Origin of the sequence: Citrobacter sp. Colony219 (genome assembly GCF_019382635.1) — a bacterium.
Taxonomy (GTDB): Bacteria; Pseudomonadota; Gammaproteobacteria; order Enterobacterales; family Enterobacteriaceae; genus Citrobacter; species Citrobacter youngae.
Genome location: NZ_CP080033.1, coordinates 2,020,618 through 2,044,974, shown reverse-complemented (window position 1 = coordinate 2,044,974; position 24,357 = coordinate 2,020,618). Strand labels below are relative to the sequence as shown.

Genomic DNA, 24,357 nt, shown 5'->3' with positions numbered 1-24,357 from the left:
TTGCGCGATGCGGACTGCGCATTGATCAGTTCAGGCACGGAAGGCGGCAGCATACAGTCGATGATCACCAGCCAGTGTTTAACGGACAAAACCAACGAGCGCGAAGCGTTTCTCGCCTCGCTCTTACAGTGCGAAGAAGGTGATTTAAGCTGTCCATTACCGCCGGCAGGTTAACGCACGCGGATCCCTTCAATAATCATCCGCTGTACGCTCTCAACGGTTTGGTTAAAAAAGGCTTCATCACGCAGCGTTGCGCCCGTCACTGCCTCTACCTGTGGGGCAAAATCGGCGTAATGCTGGGTTGAAGCCCAAATCATAAAAATCAGATGATGCGGATCGACCGGCGCCAGCTTCCCGCTTTTAATCCACCCAGCAATCAGCGCAGATTTCTCATCAATCAGCGTTTTGAGATCGCCAGTTAATTCAGCCATCAACAACGGCGCGCCTGCCAGCATTTCCATACAAAATAGTCGCGATGCCTGGGGATAATCGCGGGACACTTCCAGTTTGAGTCGGATGTACTCTTTAATCGCCGACAGTGGCGCAAAGTCCTCGCGAAAGGCCTTCAGCGGTGCCAGCCAGATATCGAGGATCTGGCGTAATACGGCAATATAGAGCACTTCTTTAGAAGGGTAGTAATAAAGCAGATTCGTTTTAGACACCCCCGCCAGTTCCGCAATCTGCTCCAGACGCGTGCCATGAATGCCATACTGGGAAAAGACATTTAATGCCGCGGTTAAGATAGCCTGGCGTTTTGCACTCACGGCCTGCGAGCGTTTACCTGTTTTTTTCTCTGCGCCTTGAGCCATGCACCCTCTCCTTGTTCTGAGGGCGCCAGCATAACAAATCGCACACTGAAACGTTAAATTAAAGCGACTCGGGCGGAGCCTCCTGCTGGACGGCTTTCTTCTTTTTGAACTTGAGTTCGCTGACCAGTACACCAATGATAATGAATGCCGCCCCCAACAGAGCAAGCAGCGGCAGACGTTCCCCTGCGAGTCGACCAAAAATCCCCGCCCATACAGGCTCACCGGTATAGATTACCGTTGCGCGTGTCGGCGAAACGCTGCGCTGCGCCCAGTTCATGGTGACCTGAATAATCGCGCTGAAAATCCCCAGCCCCAGCGCCACCACCAGCAATCCGGTAGACATTGGCGGTACGGACTCTCCGGCTGGGGCCATTGCAATAAACGCCACGATTGAAGCTGTTGCCAGTTGCACTACCGTTACCCGCCGTACATCCACTTTTCCCGCCCACGCGCTAATCAGGATAATTTCTGCCGCAATCGCCACCGCACCGGCGAGCGTGATCCACTCGCCTTCGCCCAAAGCCAGCAAATTGCCTCCTGGCCCGGCGAGAAAAATCAACCCGATAAAAGCCAGCACAATGCCGACACACGGCATCAGCCCGGGCATACGTCCCAGACACAGCCATTGTAAAAGCGGTACCAGTGGCACGTACATCGCAGTAATAAACGCCGATTTACTGCTGGGAATAAACTGTAGTCCCCAGGTTTGCAGACTATAGCCCAGCGCAATGGCGATACCGATTGCCACGCCTGCTTTGAATTCCAGCCACGTTAGCTTATGCAATGTGCGTAACGACAAAAGCGCGACCGCTAGCGCGGCGGTGGCAAAACGCACGCCGACAAAGAAAAAGGGACCGCTCAGCGTGACAGCATATTGCACAGCCAAAAACGTTCCGCCCCAGAACATGGTGATCACAATGAGGATCGCCTCCTGGGGTTTAACAGAGAAGGAATAACGAGAAAGTAATGACATGAGACACCCGATTATCTGAATGTCATTAGTCTGCGTTGCGTTTTGTTACAGTTCAACCTTGCAGACAAAAAAAACCGCCGGAACGACCCGGCGGCGGTGGCGACGTAACGTCTGTCTCTGAACACTCAGCCGTCACGATATCTCTAACAGACAGCCCGACAATTACGATTTGTTATTGCCGTGACTATTCTTGCCCCCTTTTTTTCCTGCTTCTGAAGCGCGTTGCGGGTCATTCTTGAAGTTGCCCCCGCTGTGCTGGCCACCTTTTCGACCTGCTTCTGATGCTCTTTCGCGGTCTTCCGCAAAGTTGCCGGAACCGCCCCGATGGTTTGCCATTACTGACCTCCGTCATTGATTAGCCATCATATTGCATAGGTACTGAGGAGTGATACCTCACGCAGCGCAAGGGCCGTGCCCTGATTTTTACTGCGTGGGATTAAGCATAGTGAAGAGTAACCGGATAACCGGCGAACTGTAATATTCTGCAACAGGAATGGCCGCCAGATGTTAATAATCGCGGCATGAAATCAATAAGTCTTTCTTATGGCTACCAAATTCCGCTCGGTTAAAAATGTATCATTTTGCAACAAAAACAGTTGTTATAAAAATTGTTATAAATCAAAGAAGTGATTGTGAAATTTGCACTCCTGGCCGTACGTCATATCTTTAAAGGGAGGTAGCGAATCGCTACGGACACAGTTAACTCGAGGAGTAGTGTAAAATGGCAAAAGTTCTGGTGCTTTATTATTCCATGTACGGACACATTGAAACTATGGCCCATGCAGTCGCAGAAGGCGCAAATAAGGTAGATGGCGCGGAAGTGATTATTAAGCGCGTACCAGAGACCATGCAGCCTGAGATTTTCCTCAAGGCTGGCGGCAAAACCCAAAACGCACCAGTCGCCACCCCGCAAGAACTGGCTGATTACGACGCCATTATTTTTGGTACCCCGACACGCTTTGGCAATATGTCCGGCCAGATGCGCACCTTCCTCGACCAGACTGGCGGACTGTGGGCTTCTGGCGGCCTTTACGGCAAACTCGCCAGCGTATTCAGCTCAACAGGCACTGGCGGCGGTCAGGAACAAACCATTACATCAACCTGGACAACACTTGCCCACCATGGGATGGTGATTGTACCCATCGGTTATGCGGCGCAAGAACTGTTTGATGTCTCACAAGTTCGTGGAGGCACACCTTACGGCGCAACGACCATCGCCGGAGGCGACGGCTCTCGTCAGCCAAGTCAGGAAGAGTTATCTATCGCCCGCTATCAGGGTGAATATGTCGCGGGTCTGGCAGTAAAACTCAACGGCTAATCTTCAACAGGAGGATTCGAATGCCAACTCAAGAAGCGAAAGCTCATCACGTTGGTGAATGGGCAAGTCTGCGCAATACATCGCCGGAAATAGCCGAAGCCATTTTTGAAGTCGCGAATTATGACGAAAAACTGGCGGAAAAAATTTGGGAAGAAGGTAGCGACGAGGTACTCATCAAAGCCTTTGAAAAAACAGACAAAGATTCGCTCTTTTGGGGTGAACAGACTATCGAACGTAAAAACGTCTAGCGCTCAGACTCCCCCGCGAACACGGGGGAGTTTTTCTTTTACTTCGCCGCCTCATTCAGCACGCTGTCGAACTTATCTATCGGGCAAAAACCATCCGCATCTATCGGACATCCTTTCAGCTCAAGCGTTACGCGCTGCGCCGGGGATTTCAGCGTCAGAACGTCTGCATTACGCAACTGCTGCGAGCTCTGATACACATACTCGATTTTCATCAGATCACGATTTGCGTTGCTGTCATGCCAGCGCTGGAAGACAATCTTCCCGCCAATCGGCGTACGCTCGTTCTGATCGTGAAGCTGGTAGGGTTTGAAATCCAGCGCGGTGAGCAGCGATGCGATGTTTGAGTCATGTCCCACCAGCACAGTTATTTTCGGTGCTTTCGCGCGTTCAGTAACCAGCGCATTATCAATATATTTCACCAGCGGTTTGGCGACGTTCTGCGCCACTTCCGGGGAGGTGAACAGACTGTCCTGATAGCCGTTTTTCAGCTTCGACAGCACCTTCCATTGTTCATCGGATTTAATCTCGCCCCAGGCAACCTTGTCCATCGGGAAGCCTTCGTAATATTGCAAGGTGAAGGCATCAACCAGCGAATTCCCCACCTTCAGCGGCCCCGACACGCCTGGCTCCTGCTGATACTTAGCACTGAATGTGTCTTTCGCATCGGTCAGAGAACACTGCTGTTTTTCTTTACAGGATGGAGAGTCTTTGTAGTCGGTCATTTGCTCAAGCAGTTGGTAACTGTCGTCGAGCTGCATTTTACTACGCTCTTTCTCCATGGCCTGTACGGCCTGCTGGCTGAAGGCGGCGGAATCATCGGTGATCACCGGATTAAAGGTGGGATCCATGGTGCCCATTTTTTCCTGATGATGGACCGGAACATCGCAACCAGGGAAAGCACCGGTGACAAAGAACTGCGCCGTAGCAACAGTGCGCTGCAGGCTGTTAGCATAGGTATAAACCGTATCCGGTGCCGGACATTCGCCCGATTTCACCATCCCCTGCTCTGCCAGCCACTCTCGCATGTAGTGGCCCATATAGATTTCCAGCACACCGCCTTTGGTGGTGAGTTGTCCGCCGGGGACATCCCATTCTGGCCATTGCTTGGGGGTGGACTGTTCAAGAACGCTGCCGTTATTGGCTAAAGGTGCGCGTAAGTTATGCCGACTCATCATCAATACTTGTTGAAGCTGATAGCCTTCCGGCGCGGTCTGCGCCTGCGCGGCGGTGGACAGTAATACAGCCCCTGCCACAGCGGCGGCGATTAACGATTTATTCATCCCTACGACCTCTTGTTGTTATCAATCACCACAGAGTGTGACAGATATATGACATTTTTCCGGGAACGCTTTCGCAAAAATGGGGCATCTACCGTGTCGTTTGGATGCCAAACTCCGTCTGAAGTTTGCGCACACCAAGTGGGGTAAAGGTAACGTGGCGGCTGCCTGTCTGCGTTTTTATCCATTGCTTTTCAATCAACCAGCGCAGCAGCGATGCGCCAAGCACGCCGCCGGGATGATAACGTCGTTCGCTCCAGTCCAGACAACCACAGGTTAATTTCCGCCGGGATGAGCCAGCAGTGAGGACAATCCCCATCAGCGCCAGCTTTTCCTGTCCAAGTAACGTTAGCGTTTCGCCATCCGGCGTTAACCACTGGCGGGAAACCAGCGTATCGAACAGCCTTACCGCCACCTCTCCAGCCAGATGATCGTAGCAAGTTCGGGCATGCCGCAAGCTTAGCGGCGTAGTAATTTTTCGTGGTACGGATGTGCTCCACGCCACGCCCATCAGGCGCTCCAGCAGTTCGGCGATATCGTGACTCGCAAGGCGAAAATAACGATGCCTGCCCTGCGCAAGCGCCACAACAAAGCGTTGTTCGCACAGACGCGCCAGATGCGCGCTGGCGGTCGACGCAGACACATCCGCCACAGCGCTAAGTTCGGTTGCAGTCCAGGCGCGCCCATCCATCAGGGCGCACAGCATACGCGAGCGCGACTTATCGGCCATTGCCGCCGCAGTAAGCGCCATTCTCGACTCCAGATCGTCCTCTTCTTCATTTAACACCACTGATGCCATAACGCCCCCTTTGACCCTAAATAGCTGAATGAACGATGCCATGAGAGCGCCCTAAAGTCACTGCACAGGTCACGCCGCTCGCAGCATCATCTCTACGCCAAGCCCGATCAGACAAAACAGAAAACAGCGTTTAAACACGAGCGGAGAAATAACTCTTCGCACACGGGTTCCTATCCACTGGCCAATAAGTGCAGGAACAATGGCCAAAGCCGACAAACTTAGGGATTGTACGGGCAGCGCGTTGTGCCACCACAAGCCCAGTGCTAACGCCAGTGTCGAAAACGTAAAAGAGATCCCAAGCGCCTGTACCAGTTCATCCTTTTCAAAGCCCAAAGACTGGATCCATGGCACGGCGGGCATGACAAATACCCCCGTTCCCCCCGTCAATAAACCGGTCACGAATCCAATGACAAGGGAAAAGGGTTTTTCACGCTGCGGATCCACGGTAATTTTCTTTCCCGCCAGCGTCCAGATAGCATAAGCAACCAGTGCCATACCCAGCGCAAACTGGGTCCGGGTTGTGTCGCCCCCGGTGATCCAGACACTGGCAAGCAAAGTGGCAATCACCACCGCCAGCAGCATAGGCCACAATCGTTGCAGCAATCGGCCAGTGTTACCACCACCGCCAAACTGAAACAGATTGCTAATTAGAGAGGGTAACAGCAACATCGCCGCCGCCGCGACCGGAGAAATAAGCGATCCGAGGATCCCCATCGCCACCGTGGGCAAACCCATACCGGTGACACCTTTCACCATCCCGGCGAGGACAAACGTGACGGTAATCATCATCACCAGGGAGGGTTCAAATGCGTATACATTGGCCATTCTTTATTTTCCCACAAAAAAAGATAAGCCAGGTTAAACGCAACTATGAATACTTGCTTCGTCGGGTGACGAAATATGCCATCCAATTATTCGCAGATAATCACTTCGCTGCGGATATTACGTGCACAATATAAGGTTCCGTCTGTCAGATACAATTGATGAAAGCACGTGTTATCTGGGATGTTGTGTAAAAGGGAACGCTCAGTATCAATGAACTCTCGTTGTATCCGATAATGAACCGCATCATCAGTTTCAAAGGAAACATATTCCCGTTTGGTATATGGTTTACTTTTTAATTTCACATATACAATGTATTGCACCGTACTGAATGTCAGTCCAGTTTTTGCAGCAATCTCTTTCAGATTTAGTGGTTCAGAAGACGTATAGAGAGTTTGTACCTGCTCAATACGTTTTTGATTGTAGGCTGATACCCGCAGGCTCAGTTTCAGTCGGTACGCCATATTGCGCACAACCGTAATATTAGTGCGAAGCATCCCCGCAATCTGCTCCGTCGTGAGAACGCCTGCGTTTTCACGCAGGACGGCCAGACTCTCTTTATTCCACCTGAATGCCATATAGTGTTTCTCTTTGTATCGCGTTCATCGGGCGGCCAGTCGCGCAAACGTTGCATCTAACTCAGGCGGTTTCCGCATCCCCTGGTGTAATTCCAGTACACGACCGTCCCTGTCAATTAACACAGAGGTTGGCGTACCGATGACCTGATAGCGCTCCTGGGAAATCTTAAGCTGATCGCGGAGTACCGGGTAAGAAACCTGATGTTTCGCCAGTAAGTTATCTATGTTAACCGTCGCCGGATCGGTATTCACGGCCACGACCACAACGTTATCGCCCCACTTTTTACTTAGCGCTTCCAGCGCGTCCATTTCGGCAAGACAGCCACCGCATCCCGCCGACCAAAAGTTTAGATAAACAGCCTTTCCACGCCAGCGTTCAAGCCCTGCTTCTCCCCCCTGCAGGTCGAATGTTGCCAGCGCCGGGGCTTGCTGCCCAACCACCAACTTCTCTTCTTTACATCCACTAATCAGAACCAAAATGGAGAAAGTTAATATGTTAATCCAGCGCATGTTGATTCGCCTCCTCACCCTGATATTTGCCATGCTGCAAACGGATAATACGATCGGCAAATAACCCAAGCGCCGGATTATGCGTCACCATCACAATCGTGCGCCCCTGCCGATGCAGGTCAGTGAGTAGATCCAACACCCGCTGTTCATTCTCTTCGTCAAGGTTACCCGTAGGTTCATCGGCAAAAATCACCGGCGGCTCATTGACCAGCGCCCGGGCAATGCACACCCGTTGCTGCTCTCCCCCAGAAAGTTGACTCGGCAGGTGTGTTACTCGATGCCCAAGACCGACTTGTTCCAGAACCTTTCTGGCCGCCGCTTCATCTACCACGCTATGGTAGTGTTGCGCCAGCATGATATTCTCCAGCGCGGTTAAAAACGGGATCAGATGAAACTGCTGGAATACCAACCCTATTTTCTCAGCACGAAAACGGCGACGCCCCTCTTCATCCAGTGCGGCAGCATCAATCCCATCTAAAAACACCTGACCTTCTGTCGCGGTGTCCAGGCAGGTCAGAATATTCATCAGTGTCGTTTTACCCGAACCAGAAGCGCCCATAATCGCGACAAACTCCCCCTGCACTATTTGCAGGTTAATGTCATCTAAGGCGGTAACATCGCCGAACCGTTTATATAAATGGCGGGTTTCAATCGCCATTGACGGGGTCTGCACAACGGACATTGCGTTACTCTCCTTTCAACACTTTTGCGGGTTCGACGCTAACCGCGCGACGGACCGGAACAATCGCCGCCAGAATGGCGACCAGTAAAGATAATGTCAGGGTGATGGGCAGCACTGGCCAGCGTAGCGCTATTGCGGCATTGAATACGGTCAGTCCCAGTAGTTGGGCCAACATGTACCCTAAGATCCACCCACAAACCACTGCAGCCAGCGCGATAATGCAGGTTTCAAGGAGAATTTGCCGGACAATATCACCGTTGCTGGCCCCCAACGCTTTTTGCAGCGCAAATTCCCTGGCCCGCTCACCCACAATGGCCATCAACGTGGTATTCACGCACAAAGATGACAGCGCAAGGATCACAACCGATACCAGCCCCATTAACCCTTTTATTTTATCCAGTACCTGTCCTTCTGATGCGGAGACTTTCCGTATAGGACGGATCTCCAGATCCGGGTATTGAGCCTGCAATCGGCTGGCATAGTTTTCCACCTGACCGACATCGTTACTGACACTCAGCAGCCCATGGCTGATTTTATCGGGCTGATGCAACCACGCCTGCGCCACATCAAGACTCACAATTAGCATGTTATCTGTCGCATCACCGGCTTCAACAATGCCTTTTATCTGTAAGTTTTTGCGCTGATTGTGATCCACCAGGATGATGTTATCACCCGGTTGGACGTTAAGACGCTCAGCCAATTTGACGCCAATCATCGCATTGCGATCGTCAAAGCTAACACCAATCCAACTCCCCTGAACCTGCCAGTACGGCACCAGCTTTTGCAAGGATTCAAACCACACGCCGACAATCACCACCTTCTCCAGCTCGGTACGCGCCATACCGTAAAGCCAAGGACTGGCTCCGTGAACCAGGCCTTGCGGTGCCTGATCTAAAATAGTCTGCAACGCTTGCTGCGGCATGCTGGAGCCATGGCCTGGCCCGATGTAGAAATTTGCGCCAAAGGTCCGCAATTCTTCACTCATTTTGGTATTGATGTCGAACCACACCGCAGATAGCGCGGTCACAATGGTCGCCCCGACCATCAATGCGGCAAATACTACGCTAACTCGCTGAAAACGCAGACGCAGCGCCCGCCATACCAGCAACCAGAGCATGGTACGTTTAGCGGCCATACAGCACCTCCACAGGATACAGGCGGGCAATACGGCGGGCCGGGAACCAGGTGCCAATCAGGGCAATCAGGACCGCAATAACCAATACACATGGCACCACAATCCAGGCAAAATTCAATGGCGCATCAAATAGCATCAGGCCAATCGCTTTCGCCATTCCCCATCCAGCAACACATCCCAATGCCCCACCGGCCAGTCCACTGGACGCGGCTTCAAGATAGAACAACAGCATGATTTGCCACTGATGCGCGCCAAGCGCCTTCATCAGGCCGATCTCTTTAGCGCGCTCCATAATGGTGCTGGTCATCAGTGACGCGATTCCCATAGCCGAAGCTGCCAGTGCTGCGACGGTCACGACGGCCATCAGCAACTGAATTTTATCGATTACAACCCCCTCAGATGCAGCAACCTGCCACACAGGGCGAACTTCTGCACCGGAAATAGCCTCCTCCAGTTGATGAGCAATGGACGAGACATAGGCCGTGCAGTACCAAAGGTCGTACTCTTCAGCATTCAGTGCATCGAGATTTTCACGCGCCCGACGCGACAACTCATTTTCCGGCACCGTCAGCGCCGAGACACGAATGGCCTGCACTTTGCCGGGTAAACCCAGCAACGTTTGCGCCGTGCTCAACGGCATAACCAGTTGGTTATCCTCATCCCCGCCGCTGGAGAGGATGCCGCTGACGGTCACATTCACCGTTGTATTGCTGGTACGGATCACCAGTTGATCGCCTGGCTTCCAGCCCGTTTGTCGCGCCAACGCATGCCCTACCAGTGTTTGAGGAGCATCACCAGCAGGCTCTTGCGGCCAGTGGCCTGTCACTTGCCAGAACGGGCTTACCGTTTTTTGCCCCGTCTCAAACCCTTCTTCATCTGGAATATCTACCGGTTGGCTGAAGAAGGTGCCGAGAATACGTACTTCTTTGCCGTTAACGTCGACATCACCGCCAAGCATAGGGGCAAAGCCGACAATGTTGTTGCGCCAGAAAATATCCTTAATGTTGGGGAGTTCCGCTTCATCAAGGAAATCCTGTCCTGATAGTGGATTACTGTTTTCACTGAAAAGTGCAGGCAGCGCCGCCTGTCCGGCAGGTTCAATCAAAATATTGGCACCATAGGACTTCAATTCTCTGGACATTTTATCGCCAATATCAATCGACACCGCCAGCAGGGCGGAGATCAGGCTGGACGCAAGAAAGACGGTCATAATAGCCAGCCCCTTGCGTCGGAGATTACGCCCCCAGGATTGTCGTAACATTCTCCACAGCATTTTGTTACTCCTCCCTCAATTCAGCAGGGACGAACTGTTCCGGAGTTTTACGGAAGCGATCGTAATTGTCCTCGGACGAGAAAAACCAGGTTTTGCCACCATAGCTGTATTTGTAGTCAGCAGAAGTATTGGTCAATGTGGAACCATCAACCGGGTCGGTCACCTTGATGGTCATGACCGTCGAGAAGTAATTCACGCCAGCAGCCAGCTCTTTACCTGGGATCACCAGCTCTTTCTCATCATTACGCCAGTTTTCAATTGGCACCGGATTGCAACCACCAGGTTTACCAATCGAAGGAATGAAAATGTGTACCCCGCATGCCACGCAGATAACCTGATTACCTTCCATCACGTAACCCTGATCGCCACACAGTAGACAGGCATCAAAAACCACCCCCAAACGCAACTTGTCGGGATAGCGGTTAATCACGAAAAAACGTACCGCTTTACCATCATCGGCCACCCAAACAAAGCGGTGCAGCTTGCCATCACGGAGTCGTTCTATTGGCAGATGAACCATGCCATCACTGGCAAGTTGTACCGGAATGGCTTCTGACAACTGCGGCGGTTGAGAGGCGACTTTTTCCCACCACAGTTGCCCGGCGATCACCACCACCGCACAACCTAGCGTGACCAGCCAAAGACGAAACGCATTTCGACGATGCGCCAGCGCCAGTCGATAAGCAATCGGCTCATCGGCTTTACGCGTCTGGCGGATCGCGCGTAACAACGCCGGTACCCAGCACAGTGCCAGAGCAAGTAATAGGGCGGCCCCCAACCAGTTATACATCGCCGCGTTGTTTGTCACTTTGGCCACAAAACTCAATAGCGATTTCGCCAGCGGTAGCACCTGCAGTTTCATTAACAGCAGCAACAAATTACCGCTTAATGGCAGCCAAATCATGACCATCAGAATCAGCGTCAACGGCCAGTAGAGTCCACGAATACGACGCAACAGCATAGCGCTCAGTACCCCAACCAGGCAGAGGATCGCAAATGCCAATAGCATTGCCGTCAGATTCAACAGCAGATCGGTATTTAGCACATGGGTGCTGGTTAATCCGCCGAGATTGGGATCCAAAGCCCAATGTCGGGCTGCGCCAAACACCAAAATCCCTTGCCACAGGTAGCGAATGCGCTTTGATACCCACCAGAAGCTCAATACAAACAGCAGCGTAATCATCACTTCTGTGCCAACCAGCAACAATTGCACTGGCTGCGAGCCGCGGAGGGTAAGTCCCACCAGCACGCCAAGGATTAAGCCTGTGAGTAAGGTCCAGACGAGTGGGCGCAATGAAGGGGGATCGATGCGACTCCAGAGAACCCCGGAGAGCAGCGCAATGCAGAAAAAAACCTGTAGCGTCGTGACAAAAAAATAACTCATAACATCGACTCTGTACGGCGGATTGAATGATGTAACTATCCAGGTACATCGATAATTTAGAGCCTGCCCATCAGGGGGATAAGTTCGCGGTCAGTTAAGACATGAGCAGCGCAAAACAAATCGTGGGTACACTTCGTACGTAAGATTGTGAGCACTGCCCGGTCCAAAATGGCAAATCAAGCAGCCTGATGGAAAAGCGCTTAGTTCAGGCCGACGTATTTAAATTCATAACTCACATCAAATGGTTTCCACCAGCGACCAACGCCGGTCTCACTGTCTGTATGACGGTGCATACCTGCTTTTGACGGCGGTTCGATGTGATAGGTCACTTTATAGTTACCCACCCCCATCATTTTGATGTTCGCACCGTAATGAGGGCCATCGCTGGCAACCATCGGCATGAACGTACCTTCTTGTTTTTCACCCGTATCACTGTTAATCAAGGTGTAACTGATAGTCAGATAAGGGATCCATTCGCCTGCGCCAAAACCATTTTTACTGCCTTCCACGGCATGAATATCCGCCTCAAGGTGAATATCGGCTTTTGCTGCCGGTAATCCCATGCCACGCGGTTCCATATCGATTGGCTGCAGGTACACAGCGGCCAGTTCCATCTCATTCATGGTGACAGGCTCGCCTGCCGGATACTCCTTAAAGGCAAACGCTGCCGGAGCAGTGAAAATACCGGCCATCACTGCACTGGCAATCAGGGTTTTCTTCATGGTCATCAGACATATCCTCTCGTCTCAAATAACAGCTATAGATTAGTTTTTATCGTTTCCCCAGGAACAGTGCTTTTCCGCCGCATCACCCACAGCGCCACCAGCGCCGCAAGTAGCAATATGGCCTGCGGTAATAACGTTTCCACGTAGGGATAAATTCCCAACCAACTGATTTCAGGGAAGCCGTTAATCAACGTTGGCTGGAACAGCTTACCTTCCACCAGTTCCAGAACCCCTTTGCCCGCAAATACAAAGGCCATCAGGTACATAAAACTGCCGGTAAACATAAAGAACGGCTTCAAAGGCAGGCGTACAACCGAGTAGCGCATGATGAGCCAGGCGACCAGCAGAACAACACAGCCGATAACAAAACCTGCCGCAATCGCCATATGCCCAGAAATATCATTCGCATCCCCGATAAGGGCGTAGTAAAACAGCACGGTCTCCGCCCCTTCGCGGTAAACCGCCAGGAAGCTGGTAAGCCACAGTCCAACCAGTGAACCACGGGAAAGTGAGTGGGACAGTTTCCCTTCCAGCCATGCTTTCCAGTGGCGAGCCTCGACTTTAGACAGTAACCAGTAGCTCATGAAGAACAGCATGACGACGGCAATCAGCATCGTTACGCCTTCCAGCAGTTCTCGGCTGGCGCCGGAATTCGTGAACAGGAGTTGGAATATCACAGCGGTAATAACGCTTGCGATTAACGCGACAATCACCGACTGGCGAATTAACGGAAGCTTATCCTGGTGATTGTTTTTCACCATATAAGCCACGATGGCCGCCACAATAAGCAGGGCCTCCAGTCCTTCGCGCACGATAATCATCAGGCTGTAGAGAAGCAGGCTCCACTGGGTTTCTTCTCCTTCCCCCAACATCACCACTGCTTTTTGTAAATCCTGCTCCAGTGCGCTGGCTTCAGCGTTGAGTCTTTCCACTGGCTGACCCGCTTTCATCAAACTAACCAGACGCGTGAAGTAAGCCTCCAGCGAGGTTTTAAATGCCGAATCGCGAGAACCGATTTTGTTTTCCATACCGCTAGCTTCAAAGCGGTCAAAATAACTGTCTTGCACATCCAGAATGGCATTCTTCGCATCGCCCTCCTGGTAACGGGCAATCGCTTTCTGAATACTTTGATGGATACCCAACGAGACGGCAGCCCAGTCTGCGCGGGCTATATCATCCTGTGCCGTGGGCGTATTCCCCGTGTTTTGCACCGCCGTGACCTGCTGTTCGTCACGGGTAGTAGGCAGACCAGGCAGAAGATCCTCAATATCCTGTAACAACGTCGTGACCTGATAAGAGACATCATTAAGGCGATCCGGCTCTGCGGTGAGCGCAATCAACGCAGAAAATTGCTGGTTAATCGCAGCAGCGTCTTTTGCCGATCGATTCTGTCTGACCGACATTTCCATCTCTGAGTTTTTAAAACCCTGATAGTGCGCTTGTTGAACGTTCTGGCTGGCTACGCTTAAATTCCCGGCCTGATAGTTATTTACTGCCTGAGCCAACAAATCGTCGATAACGCGAAAACTTTCTTGCCAGTGTACGGCGATATCTGTCCTGGAAAACGCATTGTGCTGCTCTTCGGCAACCAGGCGATGTCCGCCATCTAACACAGGTTCAACTTCGCGCAGCGAGGCTTTGAGCCAGTCGATTTTAGACTGCACGTCAGAGAGCGATTTTTTTTCGCCAATCATGCGACGAATCTCACCAAAAGCGCTTTCCATCTCATAACTTTTGCTGGCGGAAATGTTGATTCGAATAGGACCTTCAAGGTTTTCAAATACCTCAAAGTACGCCATTTGCACCGTTCGCCGCGCTTCATCAGTTTGTTGCTGAGAGTAAAGTTCTGCTGTTTTATCAAGACGTTGTTCAATATCCTCAATTAACGGAGCATAGTTTGTTGCGGCCCATACATGAAGGCTTACAAGCAAGCTACACAAAGTGGTCAGCAGGAAAACACAGAACTTACGCACGGTACGCATCCTGTAAAATACAAATGATAATTATTATCATTATCGATTTTAGCTTGCGTTGTACATGACCTGGATCATAAAAATGTCAATAGGTAACAAGTTATGTAAATTTATCTCATGAAAATGTGATGAATACGAAATTGAGACATTCGGGATTTATTAATGATGCCGTCAATACAGGAGAATTTATCGGTGATATGGAATTGAGTTGCCCCATACTCACTGACGCAAATGAGGCCGGCAATGAGTATGAAGATAAACGTTATTTAAAACAAAAGCGATCAGGGAACTATTATATCAGGGCCACGAGTAATTCGTTGCAAAAAACGGCCATAACCCTGTTCGCCTATCCAGTAGTTGATGCTTCTCTCAACCCCATTCGATGTCAGGGTCGCACCAGAAATACCATCTACTGTATATTCATCGATATTCTGTGGTTTCTCCTGAGTTATTCTTAGTGCTGGCATCCAGTTATTATCAACCACTTTTTTACCCGGCCATTGCTTGCGCCAACTCTCATCTTCCACTCTGGCTCCCAAAAAAGGAGTTTCCCGCTGCTGATAGTAATACAGGTTTTTAACCGTACGTCCGTCTGGGTCAAGAGCCAGAAAGGCATACATCATTGACTTCGCGCCCTTACCGAAAACAGGGAGTATAATTTGTTGAATTTTATTGCTTTTATCTTTTACAAGATATACATCTGCAATCGTACAGCGCTGATGGATCTTCGCGGGATCATGTTCCGGAGCGAGTTTTTTACATCCCTGCGTCTGGACGTCATCAGCGACCCATTCACCGGAATCCAGATTAACCTTACGCGCTAAAATATAACGTTGATACAAATTGTTAATTGTTTTTTTATCCTGCGCATCTGATTTCAACAGGCCTGAAGCATGCAGAATAGCGGCATGTTTCTCTTCACCGGTAGGTGAAGCGAGTTCCCCCTGATACATCATAAACCAGACAATAGCAGCAATAAAAATAAGGATACAAAAAAACATCATTGATATAACAATAACTTTACCCTTGCGCATTATTCTTTAATCCCTGCGAGAAATAAGATATTTAAAACACCATCAGATATGCCATTACCTTTGTGGATTTGCAACTACAGAAAAAATCAAAAATATATAACTATTAGTATATAATTTCAGGATCCAATATCAGAACAACATGTTTTTCTTACCTTTTTATCGTAAAAAAATGCCGGGTTTCCCCGGCATCAGAATCAGACGTTTTTTGCCCACCAGAGGCGTAGCTTCATTCCCCAGTAACTGGTCCAGCCGCTGGTTGTCGACACCACGCGACCGTGCGACATCACGACCAGCGTTGGCGTGACGCTGATGTCCCAGCTGCGGGAGATGGTCCCGTCGGCATCGTTGATGACGGGAAAGTCTACGCCTTTACGCGCCAGCCAGCGCGTCACCTCCGCCTCATTACCAGAACGCAGCGCAATGGTTATCACGTTCTCGCCTTCTGAGTACAGTCTGGCGACTTCCGGTGTCGTGAACCGACACACGCCGCACCAGCTCGCCCAGAAATAGATCAGCACTGGCTCCTCTTTGCTGAGCGAGGCCAGCGTAACGTTTTCACCATCCAGCGTCTGCAAAGGCGTACTGTCAAACGCTACGGGAAGCTGGGGCGCTCGCCAGGCATCCATCAACAACATCGCCCCGGCGAATAACACCAGTAAGATCAGTCCTTCGCGCAGCCAGCGGCGCAGTTTACTGACCATTTGCGGCCGCCAGCTTTTCTTTGACCACCTCTTCCAGTGTTTCCCACGGTACTGCACCCGGGATCAGCTCATCGCCAATAATCGTTGCAGGCGTGCCTCGCACACCGACCAGACGTGCCAGTTGCAGGTTGGTGCTCAGCGTCTCCTCACTTTGTGCATCCAGCGTCACAGGGCTGGCAGCGGCTTTCTCCTGTGCCTGTTTAATACTCACTGCCGTGTGGTAGCCCTTCTTCTGCATCAGTTTCTCATGTAACGCCAGAAACTGCTGCGGATGCTCACGCCAGGTCGTCAGCGCGGTTCGCGCCGACAGAACCGAACTTTCCCCTTTAAACGGCAGCGGTTTAATCACCACCGCCACATCAGGATATTTCTGTACAATTTTTTCCAGCATCGGATCCAATTGCTTGCAGTATGGGCAGTTGTAATCGGTGAAGTTTATCAGGGTCAGTTTTGCCTGCTTTGCGCCAATCCGCGGGCTGTTGGGATCGTTAAACAGGGCTTCCTGAATTAATGCTTCAATTTGCTTCTCCTGTTCCAGGGTAAACGGTGCAGGCTCTTTCGCGATACTGACGGCAGAAAACAGGGTTAGCAGCAGGACAATCATCATTTTCATGGGTTCACTCCTTTGGCATCGGCCAGTGTATTCAGCAGCGCATCGCGGGTTAACAACGTCGGCAATGCCTGACCTTGCGGCAAACCGGGACCATAAATTTGGTTGAACGGCACAGCAACCTGGCCGCGTTTTTTCAGGAATTCGGTGATCGCTTCAGAGGGCAGCGTCCAGTCACCCCGCAGAGCCACCACATCGGGTTGTTGCAGTGCAGTCTGGACATCTTCTTTTTGTAGGACATTGAATTTATTGACTTTACAGGTAATGCACCAGTCAGCCGTCACATCTACAACTACGCGCTTATGCTGAGCCAGTGCATCTTCAATGGCCTGCTCGCTCAGCGGTTGCCAGTTCACACTCTCTTTGGCTGTACTTTGGCTTGCGAACCCCAGGTGCGGGAGCAGCAATGTTGCCAGCCAAATAGCCGAGCCAAGCATCATCACGCCAAGAAGACGCCGCAAGATATTCATCCAACGTCCTGGCCGCGGCAAACGCAGCGCCAGACCCGGACGCAGTGCCACCAGCAACCATGGCAAACTCATCCCCAGCCCGAGCGCGAGGAGCAGCCCCCATAGCGTCGGCAGCGAGGCGGTCAACGCCACCGCCACTGCCGTCCCCAGGAACGGCGCACTGCACGGCGTGGCAAGCAACGTCGCAAACGCGCCCTGCCAGAAATGCCCTGACAAACCGTTGCCGCCGTGAGTCGCCAGCGTGGTAGTCATCGCAGAAGGGAGTCGGAATTCAAACCACCCGAACAGGCTGGCGCTGAACGTCAGCATCACCAGTACCATCACGCCAATGAACCATGGATTCTGAAACTGGATCCCCCAGCCAAGCGCCTGATTGGTCAGGCGCAGCACCGTCATCAGCAGCGCGAGAGCCATAAAAGAGACCAGGATCCCAGCCACAGATGCCAGAAACTGGCGGCGAACCTGAAGACGGCTTTTCTCCTCAACCAGTAAAATCGAGCCCAGCTTCATGCCCAGAACCGGTAAAACGCAGGGCATCAGGTTGAGAATCAAACCGCCCAATAACGCCATAAGCGCCACTTGCCACAGCGGGAGTGAAGCGTTTTCAATAACCGGGGCTTCGCCAATCGTAAGACGACTTTCCTGGGCAACGCCGTTATCAGCCAGAACCAGTGTAAGTTGTTTACCACGAAGATTCGGCGCCCCTTCCCCCCAGCTGTCATGAACCGGAACAGTTGCCCGTAGTATTTCGCCCTCTACGCGGATTTGCGGCATACCAAAATCCGCATCATCAACGGTGTCCAGGTACAGGCCTGGCGCAGACCAGCCCCCCGCACGACGAGCCTCAACCACCAGCTCTCCGGCTCGCGCCCCGGCACTAAGCGCATCGGTCAGCCCGCTGGCCAGCGGTATCTGCCCCATCGCTTGCGCATAGTCATGAGCAAAAGACGGGTCCTGGACGCTCGGCGTCACGGAAAAGGGAAAATCCGTTAACAGGCAGACATTGCTGCAGGTTGATAGGGTCAATACACCGTTAAGGGCGGCTGGCGTGGTGCCACGTACTACCATCGGGAAGGTGACATTATCGTGATATCCCTGGGTGGTGATATTGGCGACCTCAAAACGCGCGGGAGTCGGCCAGTACCAATCAACAGCAGGCATTTTATCTTTCCAGACGATGGACGGTGCTACACCGCCCTCACCCGGCGATCGCCAGTAGGTTTTCCAGCCATCCTCCAGTTTAACATCGAGCAGCAGACGGGTTTCACCGTCAGCTGCTGTATCGGCACGTAACCGCACACTGGCGTGATTGTTATCGGGTGAACGCAGCCAGCCGATATCAGCCGCCCAGGATACGGGCAGCCATAGCAATAACAGGCAGAGCAGCGCCTGCCTGGAAACAGTCTTCATATTTTTTCTCCGTGAATAATTATCTAACAGTCAGCAACGGCTGTTCTGTCATTCACGGAAGACGCAAAATCGGAGATGAACCCTAAGTGTGGGCGGCGAGATAGCGCGCGGAGGGAAAAAAGGTAGGCGAAATGCCCGCACGGGTGCCAACAGCGACAGCAGCAAACATAGCACCAGAATCGCGCCTTCAAACAATACTGGCGGTGCAGCCAGCAATGATTTTGCGCTCAGCTCACAAGGCGTAACGGGCGAAGCTTCATCGGTATCGGCCTGGGCGCTCGCGACAACAGCAGTGGTCGTGGTGTTCATCTGCAACGCGTGCAGACCCGCCATGCGCTGCGCGGTGCATACCATCACCACAACACATGCCAGGCAGAGGAACCACCATCCCATCCGTTGACGTTTCGCCATTATACCCTCACTGATTGACGCGAGTTATCTTAGTCACTGGCGAGGTTTTGGCAACCTTTACCCTGTAAAGTTATGTCGGCAGAGGCCGGTCAATTCTCATTCCGCTCCAGCGCGCTGCCCAGAAATGATAATTAATATTGTTAATTAATTTCATTATTGCAAAATAATGACGCTAATAAAACAAAGCTAAAAATATCACGGGGTTTATTATTTACTATTCACAAAGCGTCCCTACAAGTATTTCACCACTGCCATGAAATTGAATGACAAGTATGCCAGTAGATATGCCTGCGTAAATGAAAGTAAGGGCCAGCACATTTTCGGATAAATATTGTATTATAACTTACCGCCATGAACATTATGTTCATCATCAAAACAATTGTTTGTTAAATGTTATTTAGAGTATATGGAAATGAAAAAAATCTTACTTCCTCTTCTAGGCCTGATTTTTACTGTGAGCGTTCAGGCAGCAACATTTACCGATGGCAAGGAATATATTTCACTTGAAAAGCCAGTTGCGTCAGCGCCCGCTGCGCTTAAGTTCTTTTCATTTTATTGCCCTTCATGCTACCAATACGATGAAGTTCTGGAAGTCACTGATAATGTGAAAAAAGCATTACCTACTGATGTCAAACTTACTGACTATCACGTTGATTTCTTAGGTCCGTTGGGGCCGGAGATGACGCACGCGTGGTCTGTCGCTATGCTGTTAAACGTGGAAGATAAAGTAAAACCTTTACTGTTTGATGCCGTGCAGAAAAAACAAACTGTTAAAACAGCAGATGATATTCGCAATGTATTTATCCGCGCTGGTGTCAGTGCAAATGACTATGATGCTGCATGGAATAGCTTTGCCGTAAAATCATTAACGGCGAAGCAACAGGAGTTGGCTAAAGCGGTAGACCTGAAAGGTGTACCGGCTATCTTTATCAAGGGTAAATATATGATTAACCCGAAAGGATTAAAATCAGATAACGTTAACGCTTTTGTCCAGAACTACGCTGATACCGTTCGTTTTCTTTTTTCCAGACCTTGATAAGCCGTTAATATTACTGACGCACCACCAACAGGAGCCAGAGCCTGTTCTGGCTCCTGTTGCTACAGGCAGACATTATTGACTGTCAGCTGTCATATACGCTGGCAGAACCTTATTCAGAGGCGTAATCCTTCAAAACAGTGGCAACACGTATTCTGTAGTATGAAAAAATCAACTGTTTACCCTCCTGTTGTGCGGCCTGATGCCTGACGTTGCATTTCCACCTGAGCACTGCATCCTCATTCTCCCACCATGAAAGTGACAGCATTTTCCCGGGCGTATTAATGCTCTGAAATCGTTCGATAGAAATAAACCCAGGGATCTCTGCCAACAACAGCTTCAGCTCTGAGGCCAGTTGAAGATATCGCTCTCCAGCCTGAGGATGCACATCTGCTTCAAAAATAACGGCGATCATTCAGTATCTCTCCCTTGTTAATTTCAGCCACTCTATTACTGGATAAAATGCGATGCTTCGCTCAACAACGAACAGTCTGGTGAAAAGGGAAAATGTGAGTATGACAGGTAAATAAACAAGCAGGCTCACCGCATTAGCCGGTGACCCTTTTATGACCTGCGCCCCCTTTTTCATGGTTGGCATTCGCGCCTATCGGGATTACCCTAAACTTAACGGTGATACCTTTTGAGAGGGATTGCCTTCTTCATGTGTTGATTTACACGAGAGAACGCTATGGAATTAAAGGATTATTACGCCATTATGGGCGTGAAGCCGACAGACGATCTCAAGACAATCAAGACCGCCTACCGTCGTCTCGCGCGAAAATACCATCCCGATGTCAGCAAAGAACCCGACGCTGAAGCTCGTTTTAAAGAAGTTGCCGAAGCCTGGGAAGTACTGAGCGATGAACAGCGCCGCGCCGAATACGACCAGCTGTGGCAGCATCGCAACGACCCGCAGTTTAATCGTCAGTTCCAGCAAGGAGAAGGTCAAAGCTACAGCGCTGAAGATTTCGACGATATCTTCTCTTCAATTTTTGGCCAGCACGCACATCAGTCACGGCAGCGCCACGCCAGTCGCGGGCATGATATTGAAATCGAGGTCGCCGTTTTCCTCGAAGAAACCCTTGCTGAGCATAGCCGCACCATCAGTTACAACCTGCCGGTATACAATGCGTTTGGCATGATCGAGCGGGAAATCCCCAAAACCCTCAACGTTAAGATCCCGGCCGGTGTCGGCAATGGGCAGCGCATTCGCCTGAAAGGTCAGGGAACCCCTGGTGAAAACGGTGGCCCGAACGGTGATTTGTGGCTGGTGATTCATATCGCGCCGCATCCGCTGTTTGATATTGTTAATCAGGATCTGGAAGTTGTCGTTCCGCTTGCCCCATGGGAAGCCGCATTGGGCGCAAAAGTAACTGTACCAACACTCAAAGAGAGTATTTTGCTGACCATCCCCGCAGGAAGCCAGGCTGGACAGCGATTACGTATCAAAGGCAAAGGTCTGGTCGGTAAAAAACAGACTGGCGACCTGTACGCGGTCATCAAAATCGTGATGCCGCCGAAACCTGACGACAACAGCGCCGCCTTGTGGCAACAGCTGGCGGATGCGCAGAAGTCCTTTGATCCGCGCAAAGAGTGGGGGAAAGCATAATGGCTAACGTGACCGTTACCTTTACCATTACCGAGTTTTGTCTGCATACCGGTGTTTCTGCAGAAGAACTGAATGAAATTGTCGGTTTAGGGGTAATCGAACCCCGTGAAGATGAGACCTTTGATGACCATGCACTGACCGTGGTGCAACGCGCACTGCGTCTGCGCCATGAACTGGCGCTTGACTGGCCAGGAATTGCCGTCGCACTGACGTTGCTCGAGGAGAACGCGCAACTGCGGCAGGAAAACCGCTTTTTGCGCCAACGCCTGTCCCGATTTATTAGCCATCCGTGAATATGTTAAGAGTGCGGCGATGAGCCGCACCTACAGGTAAGCAGGGCGTATTTTTTATAAAAAACCAAACTCATCAGATTCGATTTCTCGGCTACGGATTGCCCAGCTCGGTACCTGCCCGGCAGATATTCAGAAAAACTGTGGATGAATGACTCTATCCGCGTCAGCTTTTTAGCCAGAAATAACGTTTATGGGTAACCGTCTCACTAGTACCGACAATGTCCTTCTGCGCAACGCATCAATTTGCTGATGATCTGAACTTGCCCCCCAGGCAAACACTACTGGACTGGCCTGGGTTCAGTTAAGGCTTTTACAGGTCATGAATACATCATGGCCATGCCTTCAGCCACGCCAATATGGAAAGACTTTCAATGTGCAGTTAAATTGCAGCGTATAGCACTAAAAAGAAAAGCCTGGGATTGGGGTAGGCAAGTGTTTGAATGTTACATAAGGGGATTGGTCAAGATTGCAAGTCTATTCTAATGCTTCAAAAGCAAAAAGGGGTTACCTTTCGGTAACCCCTTTTCATGTTTGGCGGAAGCGTAGAGATTCGAACTCTAGAACCCTTTCGGGTCGCCGGTTTTCAAGACCGGTGCCTTCAACCGCTCGGCCACGCTTCCAATGAGGCGCACTATAAACATCCCGAACGAACCTGTAAAGCACCAATGTGTTCGTTTGCCTGAAAAACAGCCAAAATGTTGTTAATCGACTTAAATAACAACAAATTGACCGTTTATTCAGCACAAATCCGGGCTGCTGCTGTTTACTGTTTTTTGATGTACATATCTTTGGTGTAGTAGTTTCCCCGGTTATCCGGTGCAAATCCCCCCACCCATGGCTTCACCAGATGGGTACGAACATAGTGGTAAACCGGAATCGCTGGCACATCTTCCCCTAAAAAGTCTTCAGCCTGCTGGTAATATTTGCCTCGCTCCTGGAGCGAAGTTGCTTTCGCCGCATTGTGCATCGCTTCGTCAAAGGCTGGATTACTGTATCGGGTGGTGTTTTCACTATCACCTGTGCGGAAAATATTGAGGAAACTCGACGCATCGTCGTAATCCGCTATCCATGCATAGCGTACGACGTCAAAACTGCCGGTGTGCATGGTATCCAGCATCGTTTTCCATTCCTGGTTCTGCAGTTTTGCCTCAACGCTAAGATTTTTCTTCCACATTGACGAGGCGGCAATCGCGATTCGCTGATGCGTTTCGAAAGTGTTGTAGAGCAGATTTAAGTTAAGCGGATGCTCAGGACCGTAGCCCGCTTCCGCCAGCAGTTTTTTTGCCTCGGCAATGCGTTTGTCGAGTGGCCATGATGCGTAGTCCGGCGCGTGTAATTTTACCCCGCCAATTTCAGGCTGGCTGATAACCCACGCCGCACGCTGTCCCTGTCCCATCACCTTTTGTGCGATGATGTCCTTATCCAGCGCCATATTCAACGCCCGACGCACGCGTGGGTCGTTAAACGGCGCACGCGTGGTATTAAACTGATAATAATAAGTTGAAAGCTGAGGTGAGACATGGAGTTCATCACCCATCGTCTTTTTCAATTGAGCGAACTGATTGACCGGAACACTAAAAACAATATCGATTTCCCCGGCTTTGTAACGGTTAACGTCTGCAGCCTCTGAACTGATGGGCAAATACGTCACTTTATTAATGACCGTGTGCTGATCGTCCCAGTAATGCGGGTTGCGCACGGCAACAATCCGCTCGTTGACGACCCACTGCGACAACTTATACGCACCACTGCTGACAAAGTGCTCCGGACGAGTCCACTTATCGCCAAAGCGGCCAATCAGCACTTTATCCAGCGGCACCAGCGATGGATGCGCCAGCATCGCTAAAAATGCCGCAGTCGGCTGCGTCAGGGTAATTTCCAGCGTGGTGTCATTCAGCGCCTTGACTCCAAGCGTCGCGGGATCTTTTTTCCCCTGAGCAATATCAACCGCATTTGCGACATGCATATTGCCCAGATAAGAGGCATAGGGTGAGGTAGTTTGCGGTGAAACCAGGCGCTGCCAGCTCCAGACGACATCCTGTGCAGTAATAGCCGATCCATCTGACCAGGTTATGCCTGGGCGTAAATGGAAGGTCCAGACAGTGTTATCTTTATTCTCCCAGGAGGCAGCAAGACGGGGCGCAATAGTGCCATCCAGGTTTACGGCCACCAGCCCATCGAACATATCGCTGATTAAATTAAACTCAACGTTGCTTTCGACTTTATGCGGATCCAGTGAGGCTGGCTCACTGCCGTTGTTTCTGACCAGCTCCTGTT

At 51.0% G+C, this 24,357-nt stretch carries 27 protein-coding genes and 1 tRNA gene; 6 read left to right on the top strand and 22 right to left on the bottom strand.

Annotation, left to right across the window (positions count from 1 at the left end):
- The coding region (locus tag JTI85_RS21365; protein WP_255575594.1) for a lysozyme inhibitor LprI family protein at nt 1-174 on the top strand (174 nt) is incomplete at its 5' end.
- Here the strand turns inward: JTI85_RS21365 and rutR are convergent.
- From rutR to JTI85_RS08930, 3 genes are all read right to left on the bottom strand, one after another.
- Nucleotides 171-809 (bottom strand): HTH-type transcriptional regulator RutR, encoded by a 639-nt coding sequence (gene rutR, locus JTI85_RS08940; RefSeq protein WP_101741504.1) that lies wholly within the window; start codon nt 807-809, stop codon nt 171-173. The two genes, JTI85_RS21365 and rutR, sit on opposite strands and share 4 nt — an antisense overlap.
- A gap of 58 nt (nt 810-867) precedes the next feature.
- On the bottom strand, nt 868-1,782 hold the full coding sequence (locus tag JTI85_RS08935) for a DMT family transporter (RefSeq protein ID WP_061067655.1): 915 nt from the start codon (nt 1,780-1,782) through the stop codon (nt 868-870).
- A gap of 162 nt (nt 1,783-1,944) precedes the next feature.
- The gene (locus tag JTI85_RS08930; RefSeq protein ID WP_003036022.1) at nt 1,945-2,118 is read right to left on the bottom strand and encodes a general stress protein; all 174 of its coding nucleotides are present in this window, start codon (nt 2,116-2,118) and stop codon (nt 1,945-1,947) included.
- Nucleotides 2,119-2,503: 385 nt separating this feature from the next.
- On the opposite strand from JTI85_RS08930, the gene wrbA reads away from it, so the two are divergent.
- Nucleotides 2,504-3,100: an NAD(P)H:quinone oxidoreductase gene (gene wrbA, locus JTI85_RS08925; RefSeq protein WP_003832057.1), complete on the top strand. Its 597-nt coding sequence runs from the start codon at nt 2,504-2,506 to the stop codon at nt 3,098-3,100.
- Nucleotides 3,101-3,120: 20 nt separating this feature from the next.
- Nucleotides 3,121-3,348: a YccJ family protein gene (locus JTI85_RS08920; RefSeq protein WP_061067654.1), complete on the top strand. Its 228-nt coding sequence runs from the start codon at nt 3,121-3,123 to the stop codon at nt 3,346-3,348.
- A 38-nt stretch (nt 3,349-3,386) separates the two neighbouring features.
- Here JTI85_RS08920 and agp read toward each other — a convergent pair whose 3' ends face one another.
- The 16 genes from agp to JTI85_RS08840 form a co-directional block, all read right to left on the bottom strand.
- Nucleotides 3,387-4,628 (bottom strand): bifunctional glucose-1-phosphatase/inositol phosphatase, encoded by a 1,242-nt coding sequence (agp, locus tag JTI85_RS08915; protein ID WP_219352447.1) that lies wholly within the window; start codon nt 4,626-4,628, stop codon nt 3,387-3,389.
- 88 nt (nt 4,629-4,716) lie between these two features.
- Nucleotides 4,717-5,424: a helix-turn-helix transcriptional regulator gene (locus tag JTI85_RS08910; RefSeq protein ID WP_115602274.1), complete on the bottom strand. Its 708-nt coding sequence runs from the start codon at nt 5,422-5,424 to the stop codon at nt 4,717-4,719.
- A 69-nt stretch (nt 5,425-5,493) separates the two neighbouring features.
- Nucleotides 5,494-6,249, bottom strand: a complete 756-nt coding sequence (locus JTI85_RS08905) for a sulfite exporter TauE/SafE family protein (RefSeq protein ID WP_101741507.1) — start codon at nt 6,247-6,249, stop codon at nt 5,494-5,496.
- 86 nt (nt 6,250-6,335) lie between these two features.
- Nucleotides 6,336-6,824, bottom strand: a complete 489-nt coding sequence (locus tag JTI85_RS08900) for a hypothetical protein (protein WP_061067652.1) — start codon at nt 6,822-6,824, stop codon at nt 6,336-6,338.
- A gap of 24 nt (nt 6,825-6,848) precedes the next feature.
- The gene (locus tag JTI85_RS08895; RefSeq protein WP_142879276.1) at nt 6,849-7,334 is read right to left on the bottom strand and encodes a TlpA disulfide reductase family protein; all 486 of its coding nucleotides are present in this window, start codon (nt 7,332-7,334) and stop codon (nt 6,849-6,851) included.
- Nucleotides 7,321-8,016, bottom strand: a complete 696-nt coding sequence (locus tag JTI85_RS08890; protein ID WP_048212087.1) for an ABC transporter ATP-binding protein — start codon at nt 8,014-8,016, stop codon at nt 7,321-7,323. Before JTI85_RS08890 ends, JTI85_RS08895 begins: the two co-directional genes overlap by 14 nt.
- 4 nt (nt 8,017-8,020) lie before the next feature.
- The gene (locus JTI85_RS08885) at nt 8,021-9,151 is read right to left on the bottom strand and encodes an ABC transporter permease (protein ID WP_061067650.1); all 1,131 of its coding nucleotides are present in this window, start codon (nt 9,149-9,151) and stop codon (nt 8,021-8,023) included.
- Nucleotides 9,141-10,424 (bottom strand): ABC transporter permease, encoded by a 1,284-nt coding sequence (locus JTI85_RS08880; protein ID WP_121584458.1) that lies wholly within the window; start codon nt 10,422-10,424, stop codon nt 9,141-9,143. The genes JTI85_RS08885 and JTI85_RS08880 overlap by 11 nt, the downstream gene beginning before the upstream one ends.
- Nucleotides 10,425-10,428: 4 nt before the next feature.
- Complete coding sequence (locus JTI85_RS08875; RefSeq protein WP_219352445.1) at nt 10,429-11,808, bottom strand: Fe-S-containing protein; 1,380 nt, start codon at nt 11,806-11,808, stop codon at nt 10,429-10,431.
- A gap of 200 nt (nt 11,809-12,008) precedes the next feature.
- Entirely contained in the window at nt 12,009-12,536 is a 528-nt protein-coding gene (locus JTI85_RS08870) for an iron transporter (protein WP_003035987.1), read from the bottom strand.
- Between the two features lie 29 nt (nt 12,537-12,565).
- Complete coding sequence (locus JTI85_RS08865) at nt 12,566-14,515, bottom strand: FTR1 family protein (protein ID WP_048212091.1); 1,950 nt, start codon at nt 14,513-14,515, stop codon at nt 12,566-12,568.
- A gap of 272 nt (nt 14,516-14,787) precedes the next feature.
- Nucleotides 14,788-15,540: an NADH:ubiquinone reductase (Na(+)-transporting) subunit C gene (nqrC, locus tag JTI85_RS08860; protein ID WP_219352443.1), complete on the bottom strand. Its 753-nt coding sequence runs from the start codon at nt 15,538-15,540 to the stop codon at nt 14,788-14,790.
- A gap of 194 nt (nt 15,541-15,734) precedes the next feature.
- Nucleotides 15,735-16,241 carry a protein disulfide oxidoreductase gene (locus tag JTI85_RS08855; RefSeq protein ID WP_101741511.1) on the bottom strand — a complete coding sequence of 169 codons (507 nt, stop codon included), beginning with the start codon at nt 16,239-16,241 and terminating at the stop codon, nt 15,735-15,737.
- Nucleotides 16,231-16,854 (bottom strand): DsbA family protein, encoded by a 624-nt coding sequence (locus tag JTI85_RS08850; protein ID WP_121584457.1) that lies wholly within the window; start codon nt 16,852-16,854, stop codon nt 16,231-16,233. The genes JTI85_RS08855 and JTI85_RS08850 overlap by 11 nt, the downstream gene beginning before the upstream one ends.
- Nucleotides 16,851-18,731 (bottom strand): protein-disulfide reductase DsbD, encoded by a 1,881-nt coding sequence (locus tag JTI85_RS08845; protein ID WP_219352441.1) that lies wholly within the window; start codon nt 18,729-18,731, stop codon nt 16,851-16,853. The genes JTI85_RS08850 and JTI85_RS08845 overlap by 4 nt, the downstream gene beginning before the upstream one ends.
- Before the next feature lie 48 nt (nt 18,732-18,779).
- Nucleotides 18,780-19,142, bottom strand: coding sequence for a hypothetical protein (locus tag JTI85_RS08840; protein WP_048212096.1), 363 nt, complete (start codon nt 19,140-19,142; stop codon nt 18,780-18,782).
- A gap of 412 nt (nt 19,143-19,554) precedes the next feature.
- On the opposite strand from JTI85_RS08840, the gene dsbA reads away from it, so the two are divergent.
- A complete protein-coding gene (dsbA, locus tag JTI85_RS08835; protein WP_048212097.1) occupies nt 19,555-20,178 on the top strand; it encodes a thiol:disulfide interchange protein DsbA in 624 nt (207 codons plus the stop codon).
- Nucleotides 20,179-20,290: 112 nt separating this feature from the next.
- On the opposite strand, the gene JTI85_RS08830 is transcribed toward dsbA, so the two are convergent.
- Nucleotides 20,291-20,593, bottom strand: coding sequence for an antibiotic biosynthesis monooxygenase (locus JTI85_RS08830; RefSeq protein WP_101742815.1), 303 nt, complete (start codon nt 20,591-20,593; stop codon nt 20,291-20,293).
- 273 nt (nt 20,594-20,866) lie between these two features.
- On the opposite strand from JTI85_RS08830, the gene cbpA reads away from it, so the two are divergent.
- Together cbpA and cbpM are read left to right on the top strand one after the other, a co-directional pair.
- A complete protein-coding gene (gene cbpA, locus JTI85_RS08825; protein ID WP_048212099.1) occupies nt 20,867-21,787 on the top strand; it encodes a curved DNA-binding protein in 921 nt (306 codons plus the stop codon).
- On the top strand, nt 21,787-22,080 hold the full coding sequence (gene cbpM, locus JTI85_RS08820; RefSeq protein WP_048212100.1) for a chaperone modulator CbpM: 294 nt from the start codon (nt 21,787-21,789) through the stop codon (nt 22,078-22,080). The genes cbpA and cbpM overlap by 1 nt, the downstream gene beginning before the upstream one ends.
- 532 nt (nt 22,081-22,612) lie before the next feature.
- Here the strand turns inward: cbpM and JTI85_RS08815 are convergent.
- Nucleotides 22,613-22,700, bottom strand: a tRNA-Ser gene (locus tag JTI85_RS08815).
- A gap of 143 nt (nt 22,701-22,843) precedes the next feature.
- A partial coding sequence (locus JTI85_RS08810) for an ABC transporter substrate-binding protein (protein ID WP_255575565.1) occupies nt 22,844-24,357 on the bottom strand: 1,514 nt, incomplete at its 5' end.